This window comes from Micromonospora lutea (assembly GCF_016863535.1).
Taxonomy (GTDB): domain Bacteria; phylum Actinomycetota; class Actinomycetes; order Mycobacteriales; family Micromonosporaceae; genus Micromonospora; species Micromonospora lutea.
Genome location: NZ_BOPB01000012.1, coordinates 72,506 through 92,826 on the forward strand (window position 1 = coordinate 72,506; position 20,321 = coordinate 92,826).

17 protein-coding genes and 1 pseudogene are annotated in these 20,321 nt (G+C 69.9%); 17 read left to right on the top strand and 1 reads right to left on the bottom strand.

Annotated elements, in window-relative coordinates; translation table 11 throughout:
* Positions 1–59: 59 nt before the first annotated feature.
* The gene (locus Vlu01_RS13290) at positions 60–1,346 is read right to left on the bottom strand and encodes a glycosyltransferase family 4 protein (RefSeq protein ID WP_203998476.1); all 1,287 of its coding nucleotides are present in this window, start codon (positions 1,344–1,346) and stop codon (positions 60–62) included.
* Positions 1,347–1,370: 24 nt separating this feature from the next.
* On the opposite strand from Vlu01_RS13290, the gene Vlu01_RS13295 reads away from it, so the two are divergent.
* From Vlu01_RS13295 to Vlu01_RS13370, 17 genes and pseudogenes are all read left to right on the top strand, one after another.
* Entirely contained in the window at positions 1,371–2,231 is an 861-nt protein-coding gene (locus Vlu01_RS13295) for an Fpg/Nei family DNA glycosylase (RefSeq protein WP_203998478.1), read from the top strand.
* 266 nt (positions 2,232–2,497) lie between these two features.
* The gene (locus Vlu01_RS13300) at positions 2,498–4,069 is read left to right on the top strand and encodes a sugar transferase (RefSeq protein WP_203998607.1); all 1,572 of its coding nucleotides are present in this window, start codon (positions 2,498–2,500) and stop codon (positions 4,067–4,069) included.
* 50 nt (positions 4,070–4,119) lie between these two features.
* A complete protein-coding gene (locus Vlu01_RS13305) occupies positions 4,120–5,346 on the top strand; it encodes a sensor histidine kinase (protein WP_203998479.1) in 1,227 nt (408 codons plus the stop codon).
* On the top strand, positions 5,343–6,122 hold the full coding sequence (locus Vlu01_RS13310; protein ID WP_203998481.1) for a LytR/AlgR family response regulator transcription factor: 780 nt from the start codon (positions 5,343–5,345) through the stop codon (positions 6,120–6,122). The genes Vlu01_RS13305 and Vlu01_RS13310 overlap by 4 nt, the downstream gene beginning before the upstream one ends.
* 100 nt (positions 6,123–6,222) lie before the next feature.
* Positions 6,223–6,669: a DUF485 domain-containing protein gene (locus tag Vlu01_RS13315; RefSeq protein WP_239095877.1), complete on the top strand. Its 447-nt coding sequence runs from the start codon at positions 6,223–6,225 to the stop codon at positions 6,667–6,669.
* Position 6,670: 1 nt separating this feature from the next.
* Positions 6,671–8,311 (top strand): sodium/solute symporter, encoded by a 1,641-nt coding sequence (locus tag Vlu01_RS13320; protein ID WP_203998483.1) that lies wholly within the window; start codon positions 6,671–6,673, stop codon positions 8,309–8,311.
* Between the two features lie 112 nt (positions 8,312–8,423).
* Positions 8,424–9,188, top strand: a complete 765-nt coding sequence (locus Vlu01_RS13325; protein ID WP_203998487.1) for an ABC transporter ATP-binding protein — start codon at positions 8,424–8,426, stop codon at positions 9,186–9,188.
* Positions 9,173–10,864 (top strand): ABC transporter permease, encoded by a 1,692-nt coding sequence (locus tag Vlu01_RS13330; protein WP_203998490.1) that lies wholly within the window; start codon positions 9,173–9,175, stop codon positions 10,862–10,864. The genes Vlu01_RS13325 and Vlu01_RS13330 overlap by 16 nt, the downstream gene beginning before the upstream one ends.
* Positions 10,861–11,448 (top strand): flavin reductase family protein, encoded by a 588-nt coding sequence (locus Vlu01_RS13335; RefSeq protein WP_373307378.1) that lies wholly within the window; start codon positions 10,861–10,863, stop codon positions 11,446–11,448. The genes Vlu01_RS13330 and Vlu01_RS13335 overlap by 4 nt, the downstream gene beginning before the upstream one ends.
* A 207-nt stretch (positions 11,449–11,655) precedes the next feature.
* On the top strand, positions 11,656–12,009 hold the full coding sequence (locus Vlu01_RS13340; protein ID WP_203998496.1) for a DUF485 domain-containing protein: 354 nt from the start codon (positions 11,656–11,658) through the stop codon (positions 12,007–12,009).
* Positions 12,006–13,682 (top strand): monocarboxylic acid transporter, encoded by a 1,677-nt coding sequence (locus tag Vlu01_RS13345; RefSeq protein ID WP_203998501.1) that lies wholly within the window; start codon positions 12,006–12,008, stop codon positions 13,680–13,682. The genes Vlu01_RS13340 and Vlu01_RS13345 overlap by 4 nt, the downstream gene beginning before the upstream one ends.
* Positions 13,683–13,757: 75 nt before the next feature.
* A pseudogene (locus Vlu01_RS27545) lies at positions 13,758–14,324 on the top strand (GDP-mannose 4,6-dehydratase); the annotation flags it as partial.
* A 90-nt stretch (positions 14,325–14,414) separates the two neighbouring features.
* The gene (locus Vlu01_RS27550; RefSeq protein WP_275409330.1) at positions 14,415–16,109 is read left to right on the top strand and encodes an NAD-dependent epimerase/dehydratase family protein; all 1,695 of its coding nucleotides are present in this window, start codon (positions 14,415–14,417) and stop codon (positions 16,107–16,109) included.
* A gap of 69 nt (positions 16,110–16,178) precedes the next feature.
* Positions 16,179–17,396, top strand: coding sequence for an LCP family protein (locus Vlu01_RS13355; RefSeq protein ID WP_203998506.1), 1,218 nt, complete (start codon positions 16,179–16,181; stop codon positions 17,394–17,396).
* 174 nt (positions 17,397–17,570) lie between these two features.
* The gene (locus tag Vlu01_RS13360; protein WP_239095878.1) at positions 17,571–18,758 is read left to right on the top strand and encodes an LCP family protein; all 1,188 of its coding nucleotides are present in this window, start codon (positions 17,571–17,573) and stop codon (positions 18,756–18,758) included.
* Between the two features lie 237 nt (positions 18,759–18,995).
* Positions 18,996–19,898, top strand: coding sequence for an LCP family protein (locus Vlu01_RS13365; protein ID WP_444543441.1), 903 nt, complete (start codon positions 18,996–18,998; stop codon positions 19,896–19,898).
* A 79-nt stretch (positions 19,899–19,977) separates the two neighbouring features.
* Positions 19,978–20,313 (top strand): rhodanese-like domain-containing protein, encoded by a 336-nt coding sequence (locus tag Vlu01_RS13370; protein WP_203998508.1) that lies wholly within the window; start codon positions 19,978–19,980, stop codon positions 20,311–20,313.
* Positions 20,314–20,321: the final 8 nt, after the last annotated feature.

Sequence of the window (20,321 nt, forward strand, 5' to 3'; positions counted from 1 at the left end):
GGTAGCTCCGGTCGACCCCCTGAGCCTTCGGCCCACGCCGCCCCGGCGAACGAGATGCTCTAGCGGGGCGGCCGGGCGAGGGAGGCGTACACGTCGATGAGGCGCTTGGTGACCACGTCGGGGTGGAAGGTGCGCTCGTAGCGCAGCCTCGCCGGGGCGGAGAGCGCGGCGGCACCGGCAGCGGCGACCGGCAGCGCGGCGGCGAGCGCCGCCGCGTCCGGGGGCACCACCCAGCCGGCCGTGCCGGCCTGGATCCCGTCCGGCAGCGCGCCCGCCTCGGACCCGGTGGGGCCGTCGGGGCTGGGCGGGGCCGACGCCGAGGCGGCGACGGCCGGGCCGGTGCCGGCGGGCTCGCGGGGAGTGTCCGCGCCGACCAGGTACGGGATGCCGCCGAGCGCGGTGCCGAGGACCGGCCGGCCGCTGGCCAGCGCCTCGATGATCACAGTCGGCAGCACGTCGTGCCAGACGGAGGTCGCCAGCACCACGGCGCTGGCCGCCAACGCCCGGCGGACACCGTCACGGTCCAGCGGGCCCAGGTAGGTGACGTCGGAACGCTCGGCCGCCGCCGCCTCGACCAGCGGGCGCAGCTCGCCGTCCCCGGCGACGCGCAGCGGACCCAGTGTCCCGTCCGGATGCCGTCGCCAGGCATCCATCAGCAGGTCGAGGCCCTTCTCGGGGGAGAGCCGGCCGAGGAAGAGGAAGCCCTGGCCCAGCGGCACCGGCGCGCCCGGGTCAGGGATGCCGTTCGGCTTGACGACGATCCGAGAATCCGGGATGCCGTAGTCGCGCAGGTGGTCAGCGACCGCGCTGGTCAGCGCGATGAACCGGTCCACCGACTTCCAGGTGCCCCGGTGCACGGCCAGGGTGGTGGCCATCAGCGCGCTCTGCGCCCGCGACCCCCGGTAGCAGCGGTGCACCACCGCCGGCACGCCCAGTGCCCGACCCCGGCAGTCCTGGCAGATCATGCCGTCCCGGAAGTACAGCCCGGAGGAACAGACCTGGCGGTAGTTGTGCACCGTCTGCACCACCGGCACGCCATGCTTGTGCGCGGTCCGCACCACCCAGGGCGACAGCAGCGGATACGGGTTGTGCAGGTGTAGCACGTCCGGCCGGTGCTCGGTGAGCAGCCGGGACAGCTCCTGCTGGGCCCTGGGCGCGTAGATCGGGGAGATCGGCAGCAGCGCCTTCGCGCTCTTCGGCATCGACGGGATCTCGTCGGAGCTGCGCAGGAAGGGCAGCACCTCCACACCGGCGGCGGTGAGCTGGGCAATCTCCGCGTCGACGATGGTGTTCTCCCCGGAGGGCTGAGCTTCCCGGTACCGGTTGTGCGCCACCACGATTCTCACGGGAAAGAAGGCTACCGTTGGGGTGTGCCCGAACTTCCGGAGGTGGAGGCGCTCGCCGGTTACCTGCGACAGCGCGCGGTGGGTCGGCGTGTCGACCGCCTGGAGGTCGCCGCGATCAGCGCCCTGAAGACGTACGACCCGGCGCCGACCGCCGTCGCGGGCCGGGCGGTGACCGACGCCCGGCGGTACGGCAAGTTCCTCGACGTGGTCTTCGACGGCGACCTGCACCTGGTGGTGCACCTGGCCCGCGCCGGCTGGCTGCACTACCGGGAGGCGTTCGCCTCGACTGTGCCGTTGCGGCCCGGCAAGGGACCGATCGCGATCCGGGTACGCCTCGACGACGGCTCCGGCTTCGACCTGACCGAGGCCGGTACGCAGAAGAAACTCGCCGCCTACCTGGTGACGGACCCGCAGGCGGTGCCCGGGGTGGCCAAGCTCGGGCCGGACGCGCTCTCAGCCGACCTCGCCACCTTCGCCGCTGCGCTGCGTAGCCGGCGGGGCCAGGTCAAGGGGGTGCTCACCGACCAGGCGGTGCTCGGCGGGGTCGGCAACGCGTACTCCGACGAGATCCTGCACGCCGCGAAGCTGTCACCGTTCGCACTGACCGACCGGTTGACCGACGACCAGATGGCGACGCTGCACGCGGCGACCCGTCGGGTGCTCGGCGACGCGGTGACCCGGTCGCTGGGGCAGCGGGCCGCGGAGTTGAAGGGCGAGAAGCGGTCCGGGCTCAAGGTGCACGCGCGTACCGGGTTGCCCTGTCCGGTCTGTGGAGACACCGTCCGGGAGGTCTCCTTCGCCGACTCCAGCCTTCAGTACTGCCCGACGTGCCAGACCGGCGGCAAGCCCCTCGCTGACCGACGGTTGTCGAGACTCGTACGGTGAGTAACACCACTGCCTGATTACGGAGCGGAATCGGACGGGCGGCGCGTAACCACCGGTCCGGCGCTCTACCCGGGCCGCCATCCATCGGTATAGTGGCCCGGTCCCCGGCCTCCGAATGGCATGGGGCCGGCCAGATCCCAGGCGGTAGGGGCCGCCGTGCAATGTCCCTCGGGTCGGCGACGGAACGGAACTCGCGTGGGAAACTGGAACGGTGGGCGACCCGGGCGGTCACGGCGAGTGAACGCGTCGGGGTCATGCGGGAGGACATGGGTGAGGTGACGGCTAGCCTCCAGCGCCCGGTTACCAACGAAGGCCGGAGCAGACTCGTGCGGCACGTCGACAGCTTCGAGATCCAGCCGCCGAATCCGCCGTCCCCGAACGGCGTACCCCGAACGGCGTGGGCCCGGGCCCGGCGGCGCGTGTCGCGCTGGCACCGGCCCTACACGGCGATCCTGCTGCTGCTCGACTTCGCCGCGGCGGCCTTCGCCAGCTACACCGCGATCCGCACGTTCGACCAGGCCACCGCTGGTTTCCACGAGGCGCAGAACGACCCGACCTGGTTCTACACGGTGGCGTTCCTGCTGCTGCCGCTCGGCTGGCTGGTCATTCTCTGGTTCAACGGGGCCTACGATCGGCGCTGCCTCGGGCTCGGCCCGGACGAGTTCAAGCGGGTGATCCGGGCCGGGGTGACCGTCTGCGCGGCGGTGTCGTTCCTCGCCTTCGCCACCAAGACCGACCTGTCCCGGTTCACCGTCGGCACGGCGCTGCTGCTGGCGCTGCTGCTGATCCTGCTGGGCCGGATCCTGGCCCGTTTCGTGCTGCACACCGTCCGGCGCAACATCCAGCAGGCGGCGCACCGGATGGTGCTGGTCGGGACCCTGCCGGAGTGCCTGGAGGTCTACACGGCGGTCACCCGCACCCCGGCCGCCGGGCTCGTCCCGGTCGCCATCCACATCACCGACGGTTACGCGGCGGCCAAGGGCGTGCAGACCCCCGTCCCGGTGTACGCGGGCCGCGACGTGCTGGCCCTGGTGCGCGAGGTGGGCGCGGACACCATCGCGGTCTGCGGCTCGGCCAGCGCGGAACCCGGCGAGCTGCGCCGCCTGGCCTGGCAGTTGGAGGGCTCCGGCGTCGACCTGGTGGTGGCCCCGCAGCTGACCGACATCGCCGGTCCCCGGGTGCACATCCGCCCGATCGAGGGACTGCCGCTGCTGCACGTCGAGGAGCCCACCCTCTCCGGGCCGGCGCTGCTGGCCAAGAGCATGATGGACCGCGTCGGCGCCGGAATCGGGCTGCTCATGCTCATTCCGGTGTTCATCGCGATCGCCATCGCGATCCGGATCTCCGATCCGGGTCCGGTCTTCTTCCGGCAACCCCGGGTGGGGCACGAGGGGCGCACGTTCCGGGTGTGGAAGTTCCGGACCATGTACGTCGACGCCGAGGATCGGCTGGCCAGCCTGGTCGACCAGAACGAGACCGACGGCATGCTGTTCAAGATGAAGCAGGATCCCCGGGTCTTCCCGGTGGGTCGCTTCCTGCGTGCCTCGTCGCTCGATGAACTGCCGCAGCTGATCAACGTGCTCAAGGGTGAGATGTCGCTGGTCGGGCCGCGCCCGCTGCCCGCCGACGACGGCGACTTCCTGGGTGATGTACGACGCCGGCTGCTGGTCCGTCCGGGGATGACCGGTTTGTGGCAGGTGTCCGGCCGCTCCGACCTCTCCTGGGACGAGGCCGTCCGGCTGGACCTGTACTACGTCGACAACTGGTCGCTGGCGTACGACCTGAGCATCCTGTGGCGCACGGTGGGCGTGGTGGTGGCGCGCAAGGGCGCGTACTGACCGGCCCCCACCCCTTTCCCACAACGCCCGGAACCAGCAGGATCGTCCACGTGGGTGGCAACGTCTCCGCCGTGATCGGCGTTTTTTCCCTGGTCAGCGTGCTGGCCGGGGCGCTGTTCGCGGTCGGCCGGCTGCGTGGGCGGCGCGGCATCGCCACTCCCGGACAGCGGGCCACCTACGAGGTGCTGCACACCGCCGGGCTGGCGGCCGAGCCGCTGCGTGCCGGACTGAACCCGGCCGACGCGGCGAAGGCCGCCCGACACCTCCGCACCCTGGTCGGCGCGGCGGGGTTGGCGTTGACCGACACCGACGACCTGGTGGCCCTCGACGGACGCGGCGCACACCACCGGGAGCAGCTGCGCACCGCCGCCCGTCGGGTGATCGCCTCGGAGCGATCCACCGTGCTGGGCGAAGCGGAGCTGACCTGCAACCGGATCGACTGCCCGGTCCGGGGTGCGGTGGTGGCCCCGCTCGGTGGGGCGTCGGGCCGGATCGCGGGCGCGCTGGTCGCCGTCACCGACGGCGCACCCGCGCCCGGCCTGGTCCAGGCCACCCTGGAGACCGCCCACTGGGCCGGCAGCCAGGTGGCGCTGGCGGAGCTGGACTCGTCGCGGGAGCGGTTGGCCCGGGCTGAGGTACGCGCGCTGCGCGCCCAGATCAGCCCCCACTTCATCTACAACGCGTTGACCGCCATCGGCTCCTTTGTCCGGACCGATCCCGAGCGGGCCCGCGAGCTGATCCTGGAGTTCGCCGAGTTCACCAGGTACTCGTTCCGGGCACACGGCGAATTCACCACGTTGGCCGAGGAGCTGCGCTCGATCGACCGCTACCTGACCATCGAGCGGGCCAGGTTCGGTGACCGGCTTCAGGTGCGGCTCCAGATCGCCCCCGAGGTGCTGCCGGTGACCCTGCCGTTCCTGTGCCTGCAACCTCTTGTCGAAAACGCGGTACGCCACGGGTTGTCGCGCAAGCCGGGCACAGGCATCGTGAGCATCGAGGCCCGGGACGCGGGCGCCGAATGTCACATAACGGTGGAGGACGACGGAGTGGGGATGGATCCGGCCACCCTGACCGCAGGAATAGCAGAACTGGCCGGGTCGACCGGCGACCCGGGGGACGATCCGGGCCAGCACGTCGGGCTGTCGAACGTCGACGAGCGCCTGCGGTCGGTCTTCGGCGACGGCTTCGGCCTGGTCGTCGAGACCGGTGTCGGTCTGGGGACGAAGGTGAGCATGCGGGTGCCGAAGTTTCACCCTGGCGTACGGGCGGGTTCGTGACCGGCGCCGGCCCGACCCCCGTCGCCGGTTTCCTGCGGGTGTTGGCGGTCGACGACGAGCCACCGGCGTTGGACGAGTTGGCGTACCACCTGCGGGCCGACCACCGGGTGGCCCGGCTGCACACGGCCGGCGACGCCACCGAGGCGTTGCGGGTGCTCCGCGACGACGACGTGGACGTGGTCTTCCTGGACATCCGGATGCCCGGCCTGGACGGCATGGAGTTGGCCCGGGTGCTGCGGCGCTTCGTCCGACCTCCGGCGATCGTCTTCGTGACCGCCTACGACGACGGTGCGGCGGACGCCTTCGACATGGGTGCCACCGATTACGTACGCAAGCCGGTACGCGCGGAGCGGTTGGCCGAGGCACTGCGCCGGGTGGTCGGCTCGCGGGTGGTACCCACCCATCCCGCCGCGCTGGCCAGGGCGGAGGAGGATCCCACGATCCCGGTCGAGTTGGCCGGCACCACCAAGATGCTGCCCCGGTCGGCGGTGCGGTGGGTCGAGGCGCAGGGTGACTACGCCCGGCTGCACACCGCGGACGGGTCGCACCTGGTACGGGTGTCGCTGGCCACGCTCGCCGAACGGTGGGCCGACGCCGGTTTCGTCCGGATCCACCGGTCGTACCTGGTGCAGCTGCGGCTGATCGCTGAACTTCGCCTGGTGAACTCCGGCTACGTGGTGGTCATCGACAGCACGGAGCTGCCGGTGAGCCGACGACACACCCGGGAGCTCAAGGACAAGCTGGTCCGGGCCGCCAAGCAGGAGTGGAGCCGCTGATCGCGGCGTTGTCCACCGGGTTGTCCACAGGGGTGACCTGTTGTCCACAGGTTGTCCACAGCCCTCTTGACATTCCCGTCGGGCGGACGAGACTGCCGGGATGGCCGCCGAGGATGCACCGCCGGCACCCCGCCGACCCGATCCCGCCGAAACCTCCGACGAGCCGGTCGGATCCGGGCCTCCCGCGCGTACCCGGGTGGTGTTGGCCGAGGTTTCCCGTCGGCCGCACTGGCCCGCCGGCACCCACACCGAACTCACCCAGCAGACCCGGGTCGGTGAGGCGCTCATCCGCGGCCTGGTCCGCGCTCAGCTCGCCCTGGCCCTGCAATTGTCGGCGGTGGTGCTGGTCGGTCTGGGCGGACTGCCCTGGCTGTTCGCCGTCGCGCCCTCGGTCGGCCGGATGACCGTGCTCGGCGTCAACCTGCCGTGGCTGCTGCTCGGGGTGCTCTCCTTCCCGTTCCTTGTCGCCGTCGGATGGACGTACGTCCGGCTGGCCGAACGCAACGAGCAGGACTTCACCGACCTGGTCCAGCGGCCGGAGCGCTGACGTGGGCAACGACCTCGTCGTACCGGCGATCGTGGCGGTCACGCTGGTCACCGTCGCCATCGGCTTCTACGGGCTGCGGCTGGCTCGCACCACCTCAGATTTCCTGGTCGCCTCCCGGGTGATCAGCCCCACCTGGAACGCTGCCGCGATCGGTGGCGAGTACCTGTCGGCGGCGAGCTTCCTCGGCGTCGCCGGGTTGATCCTCAAGTACGGCGTGGACGTGCTCTGGTATCCGGTCGGGTTCGCCGCCGGCTACCTGGCGCTGCTGCTGTTCGTGGCCGCGCCGCTACGCCGATCCGGTGCGTTCACGCTGCCCGACTTCTGCGAGCTGCGGCTCGGCTCCCGCCGGCTACGGACGCTGGCCACCATTTTCGTGATCTTCATCGGCTGGCTCTACCTGCTGCCGCAACTCCAGGGTGCCGGCCTGACACTGGCCACGTTGGCCGGCTCGCCGTACCCGGTGGGCGCGCTGGTGGTGGGTGTCGTCGTGACCGCGAACGTGGCGCTGGGCGGGATGCGGGCGGTCACCTTCGTGCAGGCGTTCCAGTACTGGCTCAAGCTGACCGCTCTCGCCGTACCGGCGATCTTTCTGGCCCTGCAGTGGCAGGCCGACGGGCGACCGGCGGTCACCCCGCCCGACGGGTCGACATTCCGGACGGCGACCACCGTCGTGGTCGAGCAGCGCGCGGTGCTCACCCTGCCGGACGGCCAGACCCGGGAGGTACGCCCCGGCGACGAGCTGAGCTTCGCCGAGGGTGAACCGGTGCCGGAGGTCTCGGGAGTCGCCAACGGGGCCACCGACTGGCTGCTGCCCAACGACGCGGGTTCCGGCGACCGGGGACTGTTCGCCACGTACTCACTGATCCTGGCGACCTTCCTGGGCACCATGGGACTGCCGCACGTCCTGGTGCGCTTCTACACCAACCCCGACGGGGCTGCCGCCCGCCGCACCACCCTGGTCGTGCTGGCCCTGGTCGGGGTCTTCTACCTGCTACCCACGATCTACGGCGTGCTGGGTCGGATCTACACCCCGCAACTGCTGGTCACCGGGCAGACCGACGCGGTGGTGGTGCTGTTGCCCGAGGCGGCGCTCGGCGCCGGGACCACCGGCCGCCTGCTGGCCGCGCTGGTCGCTGCCGGAGCGTTCGCGGCGTTCCTGTCCACCTCGTCCGGGCTGCTCACCAGCGTCGCCGGGGTGATCAGCACCGACGTGCTCGGTCGGGGCTCGGTGCGCGGCTTCCGGCTGGCCACGGTGATCGCCGGGGTGGTGCCGGTGGTCCTCGCCCTCAACGTCTCCGGGATGGACGTCTCGCAGGTGGTGGGGCTGGCGTTCGCGGTCGCCGCATCGAGCTTCTGCCCGCTGCTGGTGCTCGGCATCTGGTGGCGGGGCCTCACCGACGCGGGTGCCGCCGCCGGGATCCTCGTCGGCGGCGGCGCGGCCGTGACGTCGGTCCTGATCACCGTCCTCGGCCCGGCCCTGACCGGCTGGCCGGCCGCTCTCATCGCCCAGCCGGCCGCCTGGACGGTGCCGCTGGCCTTCACGGTGATGATCGCGGTCTCCCTGGCCACCCGACGTCGTGCCCCGGCCGACATCGGCCGCACCATGCTCCGCCTGCACGCCCCCGACGCCCTCCGCTCATAAGAGCGCCCGGTCGACGAGTGCCGGCTCAGCTCCGGGATCCGACTCTGGGATGAACTGCGGATCCTCCCTCGGTCGGGCGGCGGGCTGGTCGAGACCGGATACGGTCGGGCGCATGACTGGTGAGCACCCGGCGCTGGCGCTACGCGGCCTGGCGAAGAGCTTCGACGGCAAGGTCGCGGTGAACGGCGTAGATCTTGAGGTGCCGGCCGGCTCCTTCTACGGGCTGCTCGGCCCGAACGGCGCCGGCAAGACCACCACCCTGTCGATGGCGGTCGGGCTGCTGCGGCCCGACGCCGGCGGCGCGTGGGTGCTCGGCCACGACGTGTGGGCTGACCCGGTCACCGCGAAGCAGTTGCTCGGCGTCATGCCGGACGGGGTACGCCTCTTCGACCGGCTCAGCGGGGCCGAACTGCTGGCGTACCACGGACTGCTGCGCGGCATGGACCCGGCCGTGGTCGACCAGCGGGCGGCGGAGCTGCTCGACGTGCTGGCCCTCGCCGACGCCGGCCGGACCCTGGTGGTGGACTACTCCGCCGGCATGAAGAAGAAGATCGGTCTGGCCTGCGCGCTGCTGCACGGGCCGAGGCTGCTCGTGCTCGACGAACCGTTCGAGGCGGTCGACCCGGTCTCGGCGGCGCTGATCCGGGACATTCTCCAGCGGTACGTTGCCGGTGGCGGCACGGTGGTCTTCTCCAGCCACGTCATGGAGGTCGTGCAACGGCTCTGCTCACACGTGGCGATCCTCGCCGGGGGCACCATCAAGCAGGTCGGCACGCTGGAGCAGGTACGCGGCGACCGCTCGCTGGAGGACGTCTTCGTCGAGGTGGTCGGCGGGCGTACCGCCACCGGTGAGGAGTTGGCGTGGCTGGCCCGGTGACCACGCCGGCGCGCCAGGCGCGGTCGGTATCGGCGCGCCACTTCGTCCGGCTCAAGCTGCGGGTGATGGGCAACAACTTCCGCGGTCAGGGCTGGCGGGTGGCGCTGTTCCTGGTCGGCTCGCTGATCGGGCTCTGGTTCGCGGCCGGTGCCTTCTTCGGTTTGGCGTCACCCGGCCTGGTCGGCGACGACCGGTACGCCCTGATGATCGCCGCGTTCGCCGGTGGGCTGACGGTGCTCGGTTGGCTGCTGCTGCCCCTGGTCTTCTTCGGCGTCGACGAGACGCTCGACCCGGCCCGGTTCGCGCTGCTGCCGCTGTCCCGACGCACCCTGGTGACCGGGCTGTTCGCGGCGGCGCTGGTGAGCGTGCCCACGGTCGCCGTGCTGCTGGCGCTCTCCGGCCTGGTGGTGACCGCCGCGGTGTTCGGCGGCTGGTCGGCCGCCCTGGTCACCGTCGTCGGGGTGGTCTGCGGGCTGCTCCTCTGCGTCGCCGGTGCCCGAGCGGTGACCAGCGCATTCGCCTCCATGCTCCGCTCCCGCCGGGTTCGCGACCTGGCCGCCGTGCTGCTCGCCGTGGTCGCCGCGCTGATCGGGCCGCTGCAGATCGCCGGCGTGGCCGCGATCCAGGACACCAACTGGGACCGGCTCAGCGGCGTGGCGACGGTGATCGGCTGGACCCCCTTCGGTGCCCCGTGGACGGCGGGTATCGACGTGGCGCAGGGCCGAGTCTGGGCCGCACCCGTGAAGCTGCTGATCACCGTGGTGACGATCGTCGCGCTGCTGGCCTGGTGGTCGCGCTCGCTGGAGTCGGCGATGGTGGGGGCGGCCACCGCCGGCCCGGCCAAGGCGGGGCCCAGGCTCACCGGCGGTGTGGTGGCTCAGCTCTTCCCCAGGGCTGCGGGTTGGCTACGCCGCGACCGGTTCGGTGCCCTGGTCGCCCGGGAGGCCCGCTACTGGTGGCGGGACGCGCGACGACGCGCCAACCTGATCACCATTGCGGTGGTCGGCCTCTTCGTGCCGGTGATGGTCAACTTCGGTGGGCAGGGCTTCAGTTTCGACAGCGAGCAGGGCTTCAGTGCCGCAGGGAGTTCGTCGCCGATCCTGGTCAGCGTTTCGATGCTCTTCGTCGGGCTGCTCGCCGCGGTGACCTTGGCCAACCAGTTCGGCTTCGACGGCAGCGCGTACGCGGCAAACGTGGTGGCCGGCGTGCCCGGCCGGCTGGAGCTGCGTGCCCGGCTCACCGCGTTCTCGCTCTACGTGCTGCCGATGCTGGCCGTGGTCGCCGTGGTCGTCGCGCTGGTCCTCGGCGAGCCGACGTGGATCGGGTTCATGGCGGGTGCCCTGGTCGCCACCTACGGTGCCGGACTGGCGGTCAACTCGTTCGTCTCGGTGCTGGGCGCGTACGCGCTGCCGGAGACGAGCAACCCGTTCGCGATGAACAGCGGCGCCGGGGTGGTGAAGGGAATGCTGACCCTGCTGGCCATGGTGGCCACCGCAGCGCTCGCCACACCGATGGTGCTCGCCGCGGCACTGCTCGGCGACGCCTGGCTCTGGCTGGGGCTGCCGCTGGGTGTGGCCTACGGAGTCGGCGCGGCGCTGCTCGGCGCGTACCTGGCCGGCGACGTGCTGGACCGCCGCCAACCCGAACTCCTCGCCCTGGTCACCCCGCGCCGCTGACGGACCACCGAAACGCCGGGCCGTCGCCTCAAGTCCGGTCCCCGGCGGCCACAATGTTTCACGTGAATCAAGAGCCGGGTGCCCAGATCCACTCCACCGACCCGTTCGCCGCGCCAGCCGAGCAGCGTTCGCCGGTACGCCGACTACGGGGCCGGCTCGCCGCACCGGTGACCCTCTGGACAGCACCCGGACCGGCCGGCCTGACGGTGTCCTCGACCCTGGTCGTCGAGGGCGAACCAGGTCGGCTCCTCGGACTGGTCGACGCCGAGTCAGACCTGTGGGCGGCCGCCGAGGAGACCGGCCGCTTCGCCGTGACGCCGCTCGGCCCGCCACACCGGCAGCTCGCCGACCGGTTCGCCGGTCTGTTCCCGTCGCCGGGAGGGCTCTTCGCCACCGGCGGATGGCTCGACACGCCCTACGGGCCGGTCCCGGACGACGCGGCTGGCTGGGCCGGCTGCCGACTGGACGTTGCCCGAGAGTACGGCTGGTCCCTGCTCGTCGAGGCGACCATCGAGCGGGTGGAACTGGCCGACGAAGCCGAGCCGCTGCTGCACCACCGCGGGCGCTACCGGGAACTGAACTGATTCACCCGGCACCGACGCCGAGCCGGCCGAGTCACCCGGGTCGGTCCTCGACTAACCGGTGAACGGTGTGGTCCGGGTCACTGAGCGCGCCGATGCCGCCGTTCGGCGCTCGTCCTGGACCACTACCGGCTCCGGTCTTCTCTGGCGGAGAACTCGCTCCTTACCGTGCGCGAGATCCCTGACGCCAGTGAAGGTGGTGATCTACACATGTCCACGGACACGCCCGCCGACGCACCGACCGATTCGGTGCCAGAGCGGTACCTCGCGGTCCAACGATCGGACGAGTTCGCCGGGCTGCGACGCACGTTGCGAGGCTTCGTCTTCCCGATGACCATCGCGTTCTTCCTGTGGTACGCGCTCTACGTGATTCTCTCCGCGTACGCCCGCGACTTCATGAGTACGCGCCTGTTCAACTCCAACGTCAACGTCGCGCTGGTCTTCGGCCTGCTCCAGTTCGTCTCCACCTTCCTCATCGCCTGGGTCTACTCCCGGTACGCCGACCGGAAGATCGATCCGGTGGCCGACAAGATCCGTGACGAGCTCAGCGGAGGCGACTCATGAACGCCATGATCCTCGCCGTCGAGGCGGGCAACACCACCGCTCGGAACCTGACCATCGTCCTGTTCCTGGCCTTCGTGGCGGCCACTCTGGCGATCACCATCTGGGCCAGCCGGCAGACCAAGACCGCCACCGACTTCTACGCGGGCGGGCGGTCCTTCTCCGGCTTCCAGAACGGCATGGCGATCGGCGGCGACTACATGTCGGCCGCGTCCTTCCTCGGCATCGCCGGCATCATCGCGCTCTACGGCTACGACGGCTTCCTGTACTCCATCGGGTTCCTGGTGGCCTGGTTGGTGGCCCTGCTGCTGGTCGCGGAGCTGCTGCGGAACTCGGGCCGGTACACGATGGCCGACGTGCTCGCGTTCCGGATGCGTCAACGTCCGGTGCGGACGGCGGCGGCGGTATCCACGATCACCGTATCGATCTTCTACCTGCTGGCTCAGATGGTCGGCGCCGGGGCACTCGTGGCCCTGCTGCTCGGCATCCGTCCCGGCACCACCTTCCTCGGCATGGACGCGGACACCGCCAAGGTCGCAACCATCATCATGGTCGGCGCCCTCATGATCATCTACGTGACGGTGGGTGGCATGAAGGGCACCACGTACGTGCAGATCGTCAAGGCGTTCCTGCTCATGAGTGGCGCGCTGCTGATGACCCTGCTCGTGCTGGCAAAGTACAAGTTCAACCTGTCCTCGCTCCTCGGTGACGCGGCCGCGAGTTCCGGCCAGGGCACCGCGTTCCTGGAACCCGGGCTACGGTACGGCGTCGAGGTGGCCGGCAACGCGACACAGACCTTCTACAACAAGGTCGACCTGCTCTCCCTCGGCATCGCCCTGGTGCTCGGCACCGCCGGCCTGCCGCACATCCTGATCCGCTTCTACACCGTCCCGACGGCGAAGGCGGCCCGCAAGAGCGTGCTCTGGGCGATCGGCATCATCGGCACCTTCTACCTGTTCACCCTGGCGCTCGGCTTCGGCGCGGCGGCGCTGGTCGGCGGCGACGCCATCCGGGAGCAGGACAAGGCCGGCAACACGGCGGCGCCACAGCTCGCCGAGGCACTCGGGATCGACTTCTTCGGCGGTGACCTGGGTGGCGCAGCGCTGCTGGCGATCATCGCGGCGGTCGCCTTCGCCACCATCCTGGCGGTGGTCGCGGGGTTGACCCTGGCCTCGTCGTCCAGTCTGGCGCACGACTTCTACGCCAACGTCGTCAAGCGGGGCGCCGCGTCGGAACGGCAGGAGGTGAACGTCGCCCGGATCTCCGCGCTGGTGATCGGCGCGATCTCCATCGTACTGTCGATCTTCGCGCAGAACCTGAACGTGGCGTTCCTGGTGGCGCTGGCCTTCGCGGTGGCCGCCTCAGGCAACCTGCCGGCAATCCTCTACAGCCTGTTCTGGAAGCGCTTCAACACCTCCGGCGCGGTCTGGGCGATCTACGGCGGCCTGCTGGCAGCCGTCCTGCTGGTGTTCTTCTCGCCGGTGGTCTCCGGTGCCCCGACGGCGATGTTCCCCGATCACGACTGGCAGTGGTTCCCGCTGTCGAACCCGGGCATCCTCTCCATCCCCTTCGGTTTCCTCTGCGGCTACATCGGCACAGTGATCTCGAAGGAGAGCGACGAGGAGAAGTACGCCGAACTGGAGGTGCGTTCGCTCACCGGAGCGGGCGCGCACTGACCGTCAGTTGTTAACAGGGGCCCCCTGTACCACGCGAGGCGTTAACAGGGGGCCCCTCCTTATAGGCTGACCGGCATGAAGGTTGAGCAGCGTTTCGGCCCTGGGCACCGCATCCTGGTCACCGGCGGCGCCGGCTTCGTCCCCTCGCACCTGGTGGACGTGTTGATCGAGCGCGGCTGCACAGTGGTCGCCGTCGACAACTTCGTCACCGGGTCGAAGGAGAACGTCGCCCACCTGCTCGACACACCGAACTTCACCCTGGTGCAGGCCGACGTCTCCGACGGGCTGCCCGCCCACCCGGCGTTGGCGGAACGGTTCGACGCGATCCTGCACATGGCCTCACCGGCCAGCCCCACCGACTTCGAGAAGCTGCCGGTGGAGATCCTGCGGGTCGGCTCGGTCGCCACCCTGCACCTGCTGGAACGGGCCGCCGCCGACGGCGCCCGGTTCCTGTTGGCGTCGACCTCCGAGGCGTACGGCGACCCGAAGGAGCATCCGCAGCGGGAGACCTACTGGGGCAACGTCAACCCGATCGGCGTACGCAGCGTCTACGACGAGGCCAAGCGCTTCTCCGAGGCCGCCACGATGGCGTACCGCCGCAGCCGGGGCGTGGACACCGCGATCGTACGCATCTTCAACTCCATCCTTGCCGACGAGATGGTGTTGTTCGATGACGGCAGCGAACTGCGCCATGAGCCGGTCCAGGCGCTTGCCGACCGAATCGGAACGTCGATGCCGCTTGACGGTTACACGGTTCCCGCCTTCGACGCGAACGGACGGGTCAGTGCCTCGGAAGCGACATGGCTGGTCGGACACCCCACCACCGCACCGTGTTTCCGAGTCACCACCAAGTACGGTCGCGCCCTCGCCGTGACGGGCGATCACAGCCTCTTCCGCCGGAACAGCGCAACTGGAGCGATCGAGCCCGTTCCCGTTCGCGACCTCAGGATCGGTGATCAGGTCGCGATCGCCTCCCGGGTCGAGATCACCGAACGGGATCGAAAGAACGCTTCGCTGCTGACCGTATTCGAGCAGAGCGGCACCGACTCGTGGAGTGTCGCCGTTTCCTGGGCGGGGCTGGGCCAACTGCTCCACGAGCGGCGACGTGAGATCGTGGATCTGATCGCGACACGACGCGGTGCCCGCGACCGGCGTTCGAGCTGGGGAACCCTGGCGCGCTGGAGGTCAGCCGAGGACGCTCCGCTGGCGGTCATCGACGCGCTCGATATTCCGGTTTCCTCCGAGGCGACTGTCCGCCGATACGCCGCAGGTGCCCAGGCTCGGCTGCCCGTCCAGGTCGATCTCACCGACGATCTGCTCTGGCTGATGGGGCTCTACGTAGCCGAAGGATGCCTGGTCGACCAGCGGCCTAAGAACGCGTACCTCACCATCTCGTGTGACGACGAAACTCTGGACCGCGCGCAGGCGGTGATCGAAGCCAACCTTGGCCTGCATGTCGTGCGAGCTCGGAAGACCACGCAGCGAGGTCCCGCGTTGTACGTGCACAGTCAACTCCTTCTCGACCTCTGGCGGCATCTCGGCCTGGCCACGACCGAGAAGAGCATCCCGGGCTGGATCCTTGGCCTGCCGTTGTCCCGACTGAAATGGTTCCTGGAGGGGTACCGACAAGGTGACGGTGTCCATTCCGGCAAGAAGCTGGCCGAGGGGAACCGGCACGAGTTCTCAACCGTTTCGACCCGGCTCAAGGACGACCTGGTGGTCGCCTTCGCACGGTTCGGCCTCCTGCCGTCGATCGGCCACTACGCATCGACCATGAAGAAGACGGGCGACCGGAAGTACCCGTTCTGGCGGCTCACCCTCTGCAACGTGTCGCCCTGGAGCCCTCTGGAGTGGGATCTCGGCGTCGAGCAGCGGATCACGGCCGACCGTCAGGGCGATCTGGTCTGGGCCGGGGTGACCGCCATCGAACCAGTGCAGGCCACTCCTCTGGTATACGACTTCTGTGTGCCCGGCAAGGAGAACTTCTGGGCCGGCAGCGCAGTGATGGCGCACAACACCTACGGGCCGAGGATGCGTCCGGACGACGGGCGGGCCATCCCCACCTTCATCTCCCAGGCGCTGCGCGGCGAGCCGATCACCGTGCACGGCACCGGCAACCAGACCCGTTCCATCTGCTACGTCGCGGATCTGGTCCGGGGCATCCTGCTGCTGCTCGATTCCACCGAGAGCGGGCCGATCAACTGCGGCACCGAGCACGAGATGAGCATGCGGGAGCTGGCCGAGACGATCGTGGCGCTCTGCGACAGCAAGTCCGAGGTGACGTACGTCACGCGTAGCGCGGACGACCCGGAGAAGCGCCGACCGGATCTCACCCTCGCCCGGGAACTGCTCGGCTACGAGCCGACCGTCGCTCCCGAGGAGGGGCTGCGGCGCACGATCGAGCACTTCCGCGAGCGGCTGGGGTAGGCGACGCCGCGACACGGCACGGATTCGTGCTGAGGGCGGCACTGGCCCGGGCTGCGTACCCTGAGTTACATGTCAGCGACCAACGCCGCCCCCCTGCCGGCTCCCCACCTGCGCCGGGCCGGCCGTGCGGCCGTGCCGGGCCCGGGTCGCCGAGCCGGTCAACCGGCCGACACCCTGGGGTACCCGGCGTACGACGACGAACCGGTCGCTCCCGGCGGTCCGCGCGGTCCGCGTGGGCCGGTGGGTCCAGGTGGACCCGGCGGTGGGGTTCCGCCGCGCCGGCGGCGTCCGCACTGGCGTCGCATCGCGCTGGTGGCGGGCGTGGCCGTGCTGGCGCTGGCCCTGATCTTCGGCACGGGTGCCTGGTTCTACGCCCGCAGCCTCGACAAGAACATGGCCCGCACCGACCCGTTCTCGGAGATCACCGGCGGCCGGCCGGCCAAGGCGGTCAACGGCGCGCTGAACATCCTGCTGGTGGGCACCGATTCACGGGACCCGGACGCGCCGATGGACCGGGCCGGTGAGTGGCGGGCCGACACGATCATCGTCATGCACATCCCCGCCGACCACAAGCAGGCGTACCTCGTCTCCATCCCACGGGATCTGTACGTGCCGATTCCGGAAAGCGCCGGTGCCGGATGCGAGACGGGTCAACGACGCAAGATCAACGCCGCCTTCGCATTCGGTGGGCTGCCGCTGGCGGTACGCACGGTCGAGTGCTTCACCGACGTACACATCGATCACGTGATGGCCATCGATTTCGCCGGGTTCAAGCAGGTCACCGATGCCCTCGGCGGGGTGGACCTGGAGGTCGAGCGGACCATCACCTCGATCCACAAGCCGTACCGCAAGTTCACCAAGGGCACCAACCACATGAACGGCACCGAGGCCCTGGACTGGATTCGTCAGCGCAAGCAGTTCCCGGACGGCGACTTCGCCCGGATGCGCCACCAGCAGGATTTCCTCCGGGCACTGATGGACAAGGCGGCGAGCACGGGCACCCTGACCAACCCGAAGAAGCTCAACGCCTTCCTCAGGTCGGTCACCGACGCGGTCACCGTCGACCAGGGCTTCTCCCTCACCGACATGGCGGTGCAGTTCCGCAACCTGCGGGGCGAGAATCTGACCTTCGTCACCAGTCCCCACCTGGGCAGCCAGACCATCAACGGCGAGTCGGTGGTCGTCTCCGACCGGGAGAAGGCGCTGACCATGTACCGGGCGATGTCGGCGGACACGATGGCCGACTGGATGGCGGCCAACAAACCGTCGCCCACCGGAAACGGCTGATCACGGTCAGACGTCCAAGGCACGGTCGATCGTCTGGTTTGTTCTGCCCGATCGGCTATTTCAGCAGGATGTCGTGGTGAGGAACGTGAATTGGCCACCACATGACCTCGCCACCACGGAAACGCGAACGTAAAGTGTTCCCGCCCCTTCCTGCGAACACGAACTGGAGCACGCATGCCGGTTCACAGCCCTTCTCTGCTTGAGCCGCCGCGCGCGTCCGCCACCCCACCCACCCGAGACCACGGGGATTCCGGCAAGTCGGGCAAGAAGCGCACCCGTCGCAAGGATCCGCTCTGGGCCCGACTCACCGTGATCTTCGGCGCCGCGCTGATGATGACCAGTGGTGTGGCGATCGTCGGCAGCAAGGCGGTGATCAGCCAGGCCACCGGCAGCATCTCCCAGCGCAACCTGCTCGGCGACGCGGGTAAGACCTCCGCGGAGGGCGGGGCCGACCTCAAGGGTCCGATCGACATGCTGCTGCTGGGCGTCGACGCTCGGGAGCGGTGGGCGGCCGACGACGTACGCGCGGACAGCATCATCGTGCTGCACATTCCGGCCACCCACGACCAGGCGTACCTGATCTCGATCCCCCGCGACACCGAGGCGCGGATCCCGCCCTTCCAGAAGACCGGTTACCGGGGCGGCGTCGGCAAGATCAACTCTGCGTTCCAGGCCGGCGCCCAGAACGGCGGCGGCTGGGAGGGCGGCGCCCAGTTGATGGCACAGACCATCAAGGAGATGACCGGGGTCAGCTTCGACGGTGCGGCCATCATCAACTTCGGCGGCTTCAAGAATGTGATCGACTCCCTGGGCTCGGTGCGCATCTGCCCGAAGCAGGACGTCAAGTCGATCCACATGTCGTACGTCGACGGTGAGCCGATGTGGAACGCGGACGCCAGGAAGACCGGCAAGCCGCGCACCCCGGTGGTGCACAAGAAGGGCTGCCAGGAGATGGAGGGCTGGGCGGCCCTGGACTTCTCCCGCCAGCGGTACGGCCTCAAGAACAGCGACTACGACCGCCAGCAGAACCAGCAGCAGCTGATCAAGGCGATGGCCAAGAAGGCCACCCAGAACGGCAGCCTCACCAACCCGGTGAAGTTGAACGAGCTGGTCAAGGCGGCCGGCAAGGCGTTCATCCTGGACACCGGCGGCGTCTCGATCGAGGATTTCGTGTTCACCATGCGCGGGGTCACCGGGAACGAACTGATCATGCTGAAGACCAACGGCGGCACCTACAACGCCAAGGGCAACGGCAACGAGGCCCTCAGCGAGCAGACCCTGGACATGTTCCAGGCCGTCCGGAAGGACAAGCTCGCCGAGTTCGTCTTCTACAACCCCGAGGTGATCTCCTCCCGGAAGTGACCGGCAGGGGGCATCCCGTCAACCGAAACCACCATCGCCGGGAGTGACACTTCCGTAGCCTGATGTGAGTCGTACTCATATCAGGCTCGCGGGAGGGACGTCACGGCCAGCAGGCGGCGTACGGGCGATACGCGGTCACCGGGCAGGAGCACCCGGAAGCCGCGATGGCCCCGCGTACTGCTCGGCATCGGGCTGACGGCGATCCTGCTGGCCACGCTCACCGCGGTCGGACTCCGGGTGCTCACCGACCGGTACGAGCGCACGATGAGCCGGGCGGAGCTGCTCGACCCGAGCGCCCGAGCGGACCGCACCGACCTGGACGGCCCGCTCAACTACCTGCTCGTCGGCTCGGACCGGCGACCCGGTGACGCCGCCTCCGAGCAGCGCACCGACACCATCCTGATCGTGCACGTGCCCCCCGGGCTACGCGAGGGCTACCTGGTCTCGGTGCCGCGCGACCTGCTGGTGAACATCCCGCCGGGCGGCGGCTATCCGGGCGGCGAAGACAAGATCAACACAGCGTACGAGTACGGTGGGGGCGGCCAGCCGGGCGCGTACCTGCTCTCCGCCACCCTGGCCCGGCTCACCGGCATCCGTTTCGACGGCGCGGCCCTGGTCGACTTCGCCGGTCTCCGGAACGTGATCGACCTGCTCGGCGGGGTCGACATGTGCGTACGCAACGAGGTGCGGTCGATCCACACCGACCGGGTCTTCCGGCCCGGCTGCCAGCGGATGGACGGCGCGCAGGCGCTGGACTACGTGCGCCAACGCTACGACCTGCCGGGCGGCGACTACGACCGGCAGACCCATCAGCAACAGTTGCTGGGTGCGATGCTGGAGCGGGCCGGTGAGACCCGGCTGCGCACCGACCCGGTACGGCTGCATCGGCTGATCGGGGCCGTCGGCAACTCGCTGACGGTGGACACGAACGGCGTGCCGGTGGAGGAACTCTTGCTCGCGCTGCACGGCCTGGCCACCGACGGGCTGCGGGGTGTGCAGGTGCCGTCCTACCCCCAGATGATCGACCAGGTGTCCTACGTCCGGCTCGACAACGACAGTGACGGGCTGTTCCAGGCGGTGCGTGGCAGCCGGATGACGGACTGGGCCGACACCCATCCGCGCTGGGTGACCCGAATCTGAGACGGTCGAGGGCCGGTCCCGTGCGGCGTCGCTGTCCGGCTGCGGGCAACCGCGCGGCGGGGTTCTAGGCTTGGTACCCGTGTTCGGACCTCAGATACCCACCGTGACCGTGCCCGAGATCAACGATGAGACGTACCTGCTCGACGTCCGGGAGGACGACGAGTGGGCCGCCGGTCACGCCCCCGGTGCCCATCACCTACCGATGATGGAGCTACCGGCCCGGCTGGCCGAGGTGCCGACGGACCGGGACGTGGCCGTCATCTGCCGCTCCGGCGGTCGCTCCGCCCAGGTCGTCGCGTATCTGCTGCGTAACGGCTGGGAGCAGGTGAGCAACGTCGCCGGCGGGATGGGCGACTGGGAGGCGGCCGGTCGGCCGGTGGTCGGCTCGGACGGTCAGCCCGGCCGGGTGCTGTAGGACACGAG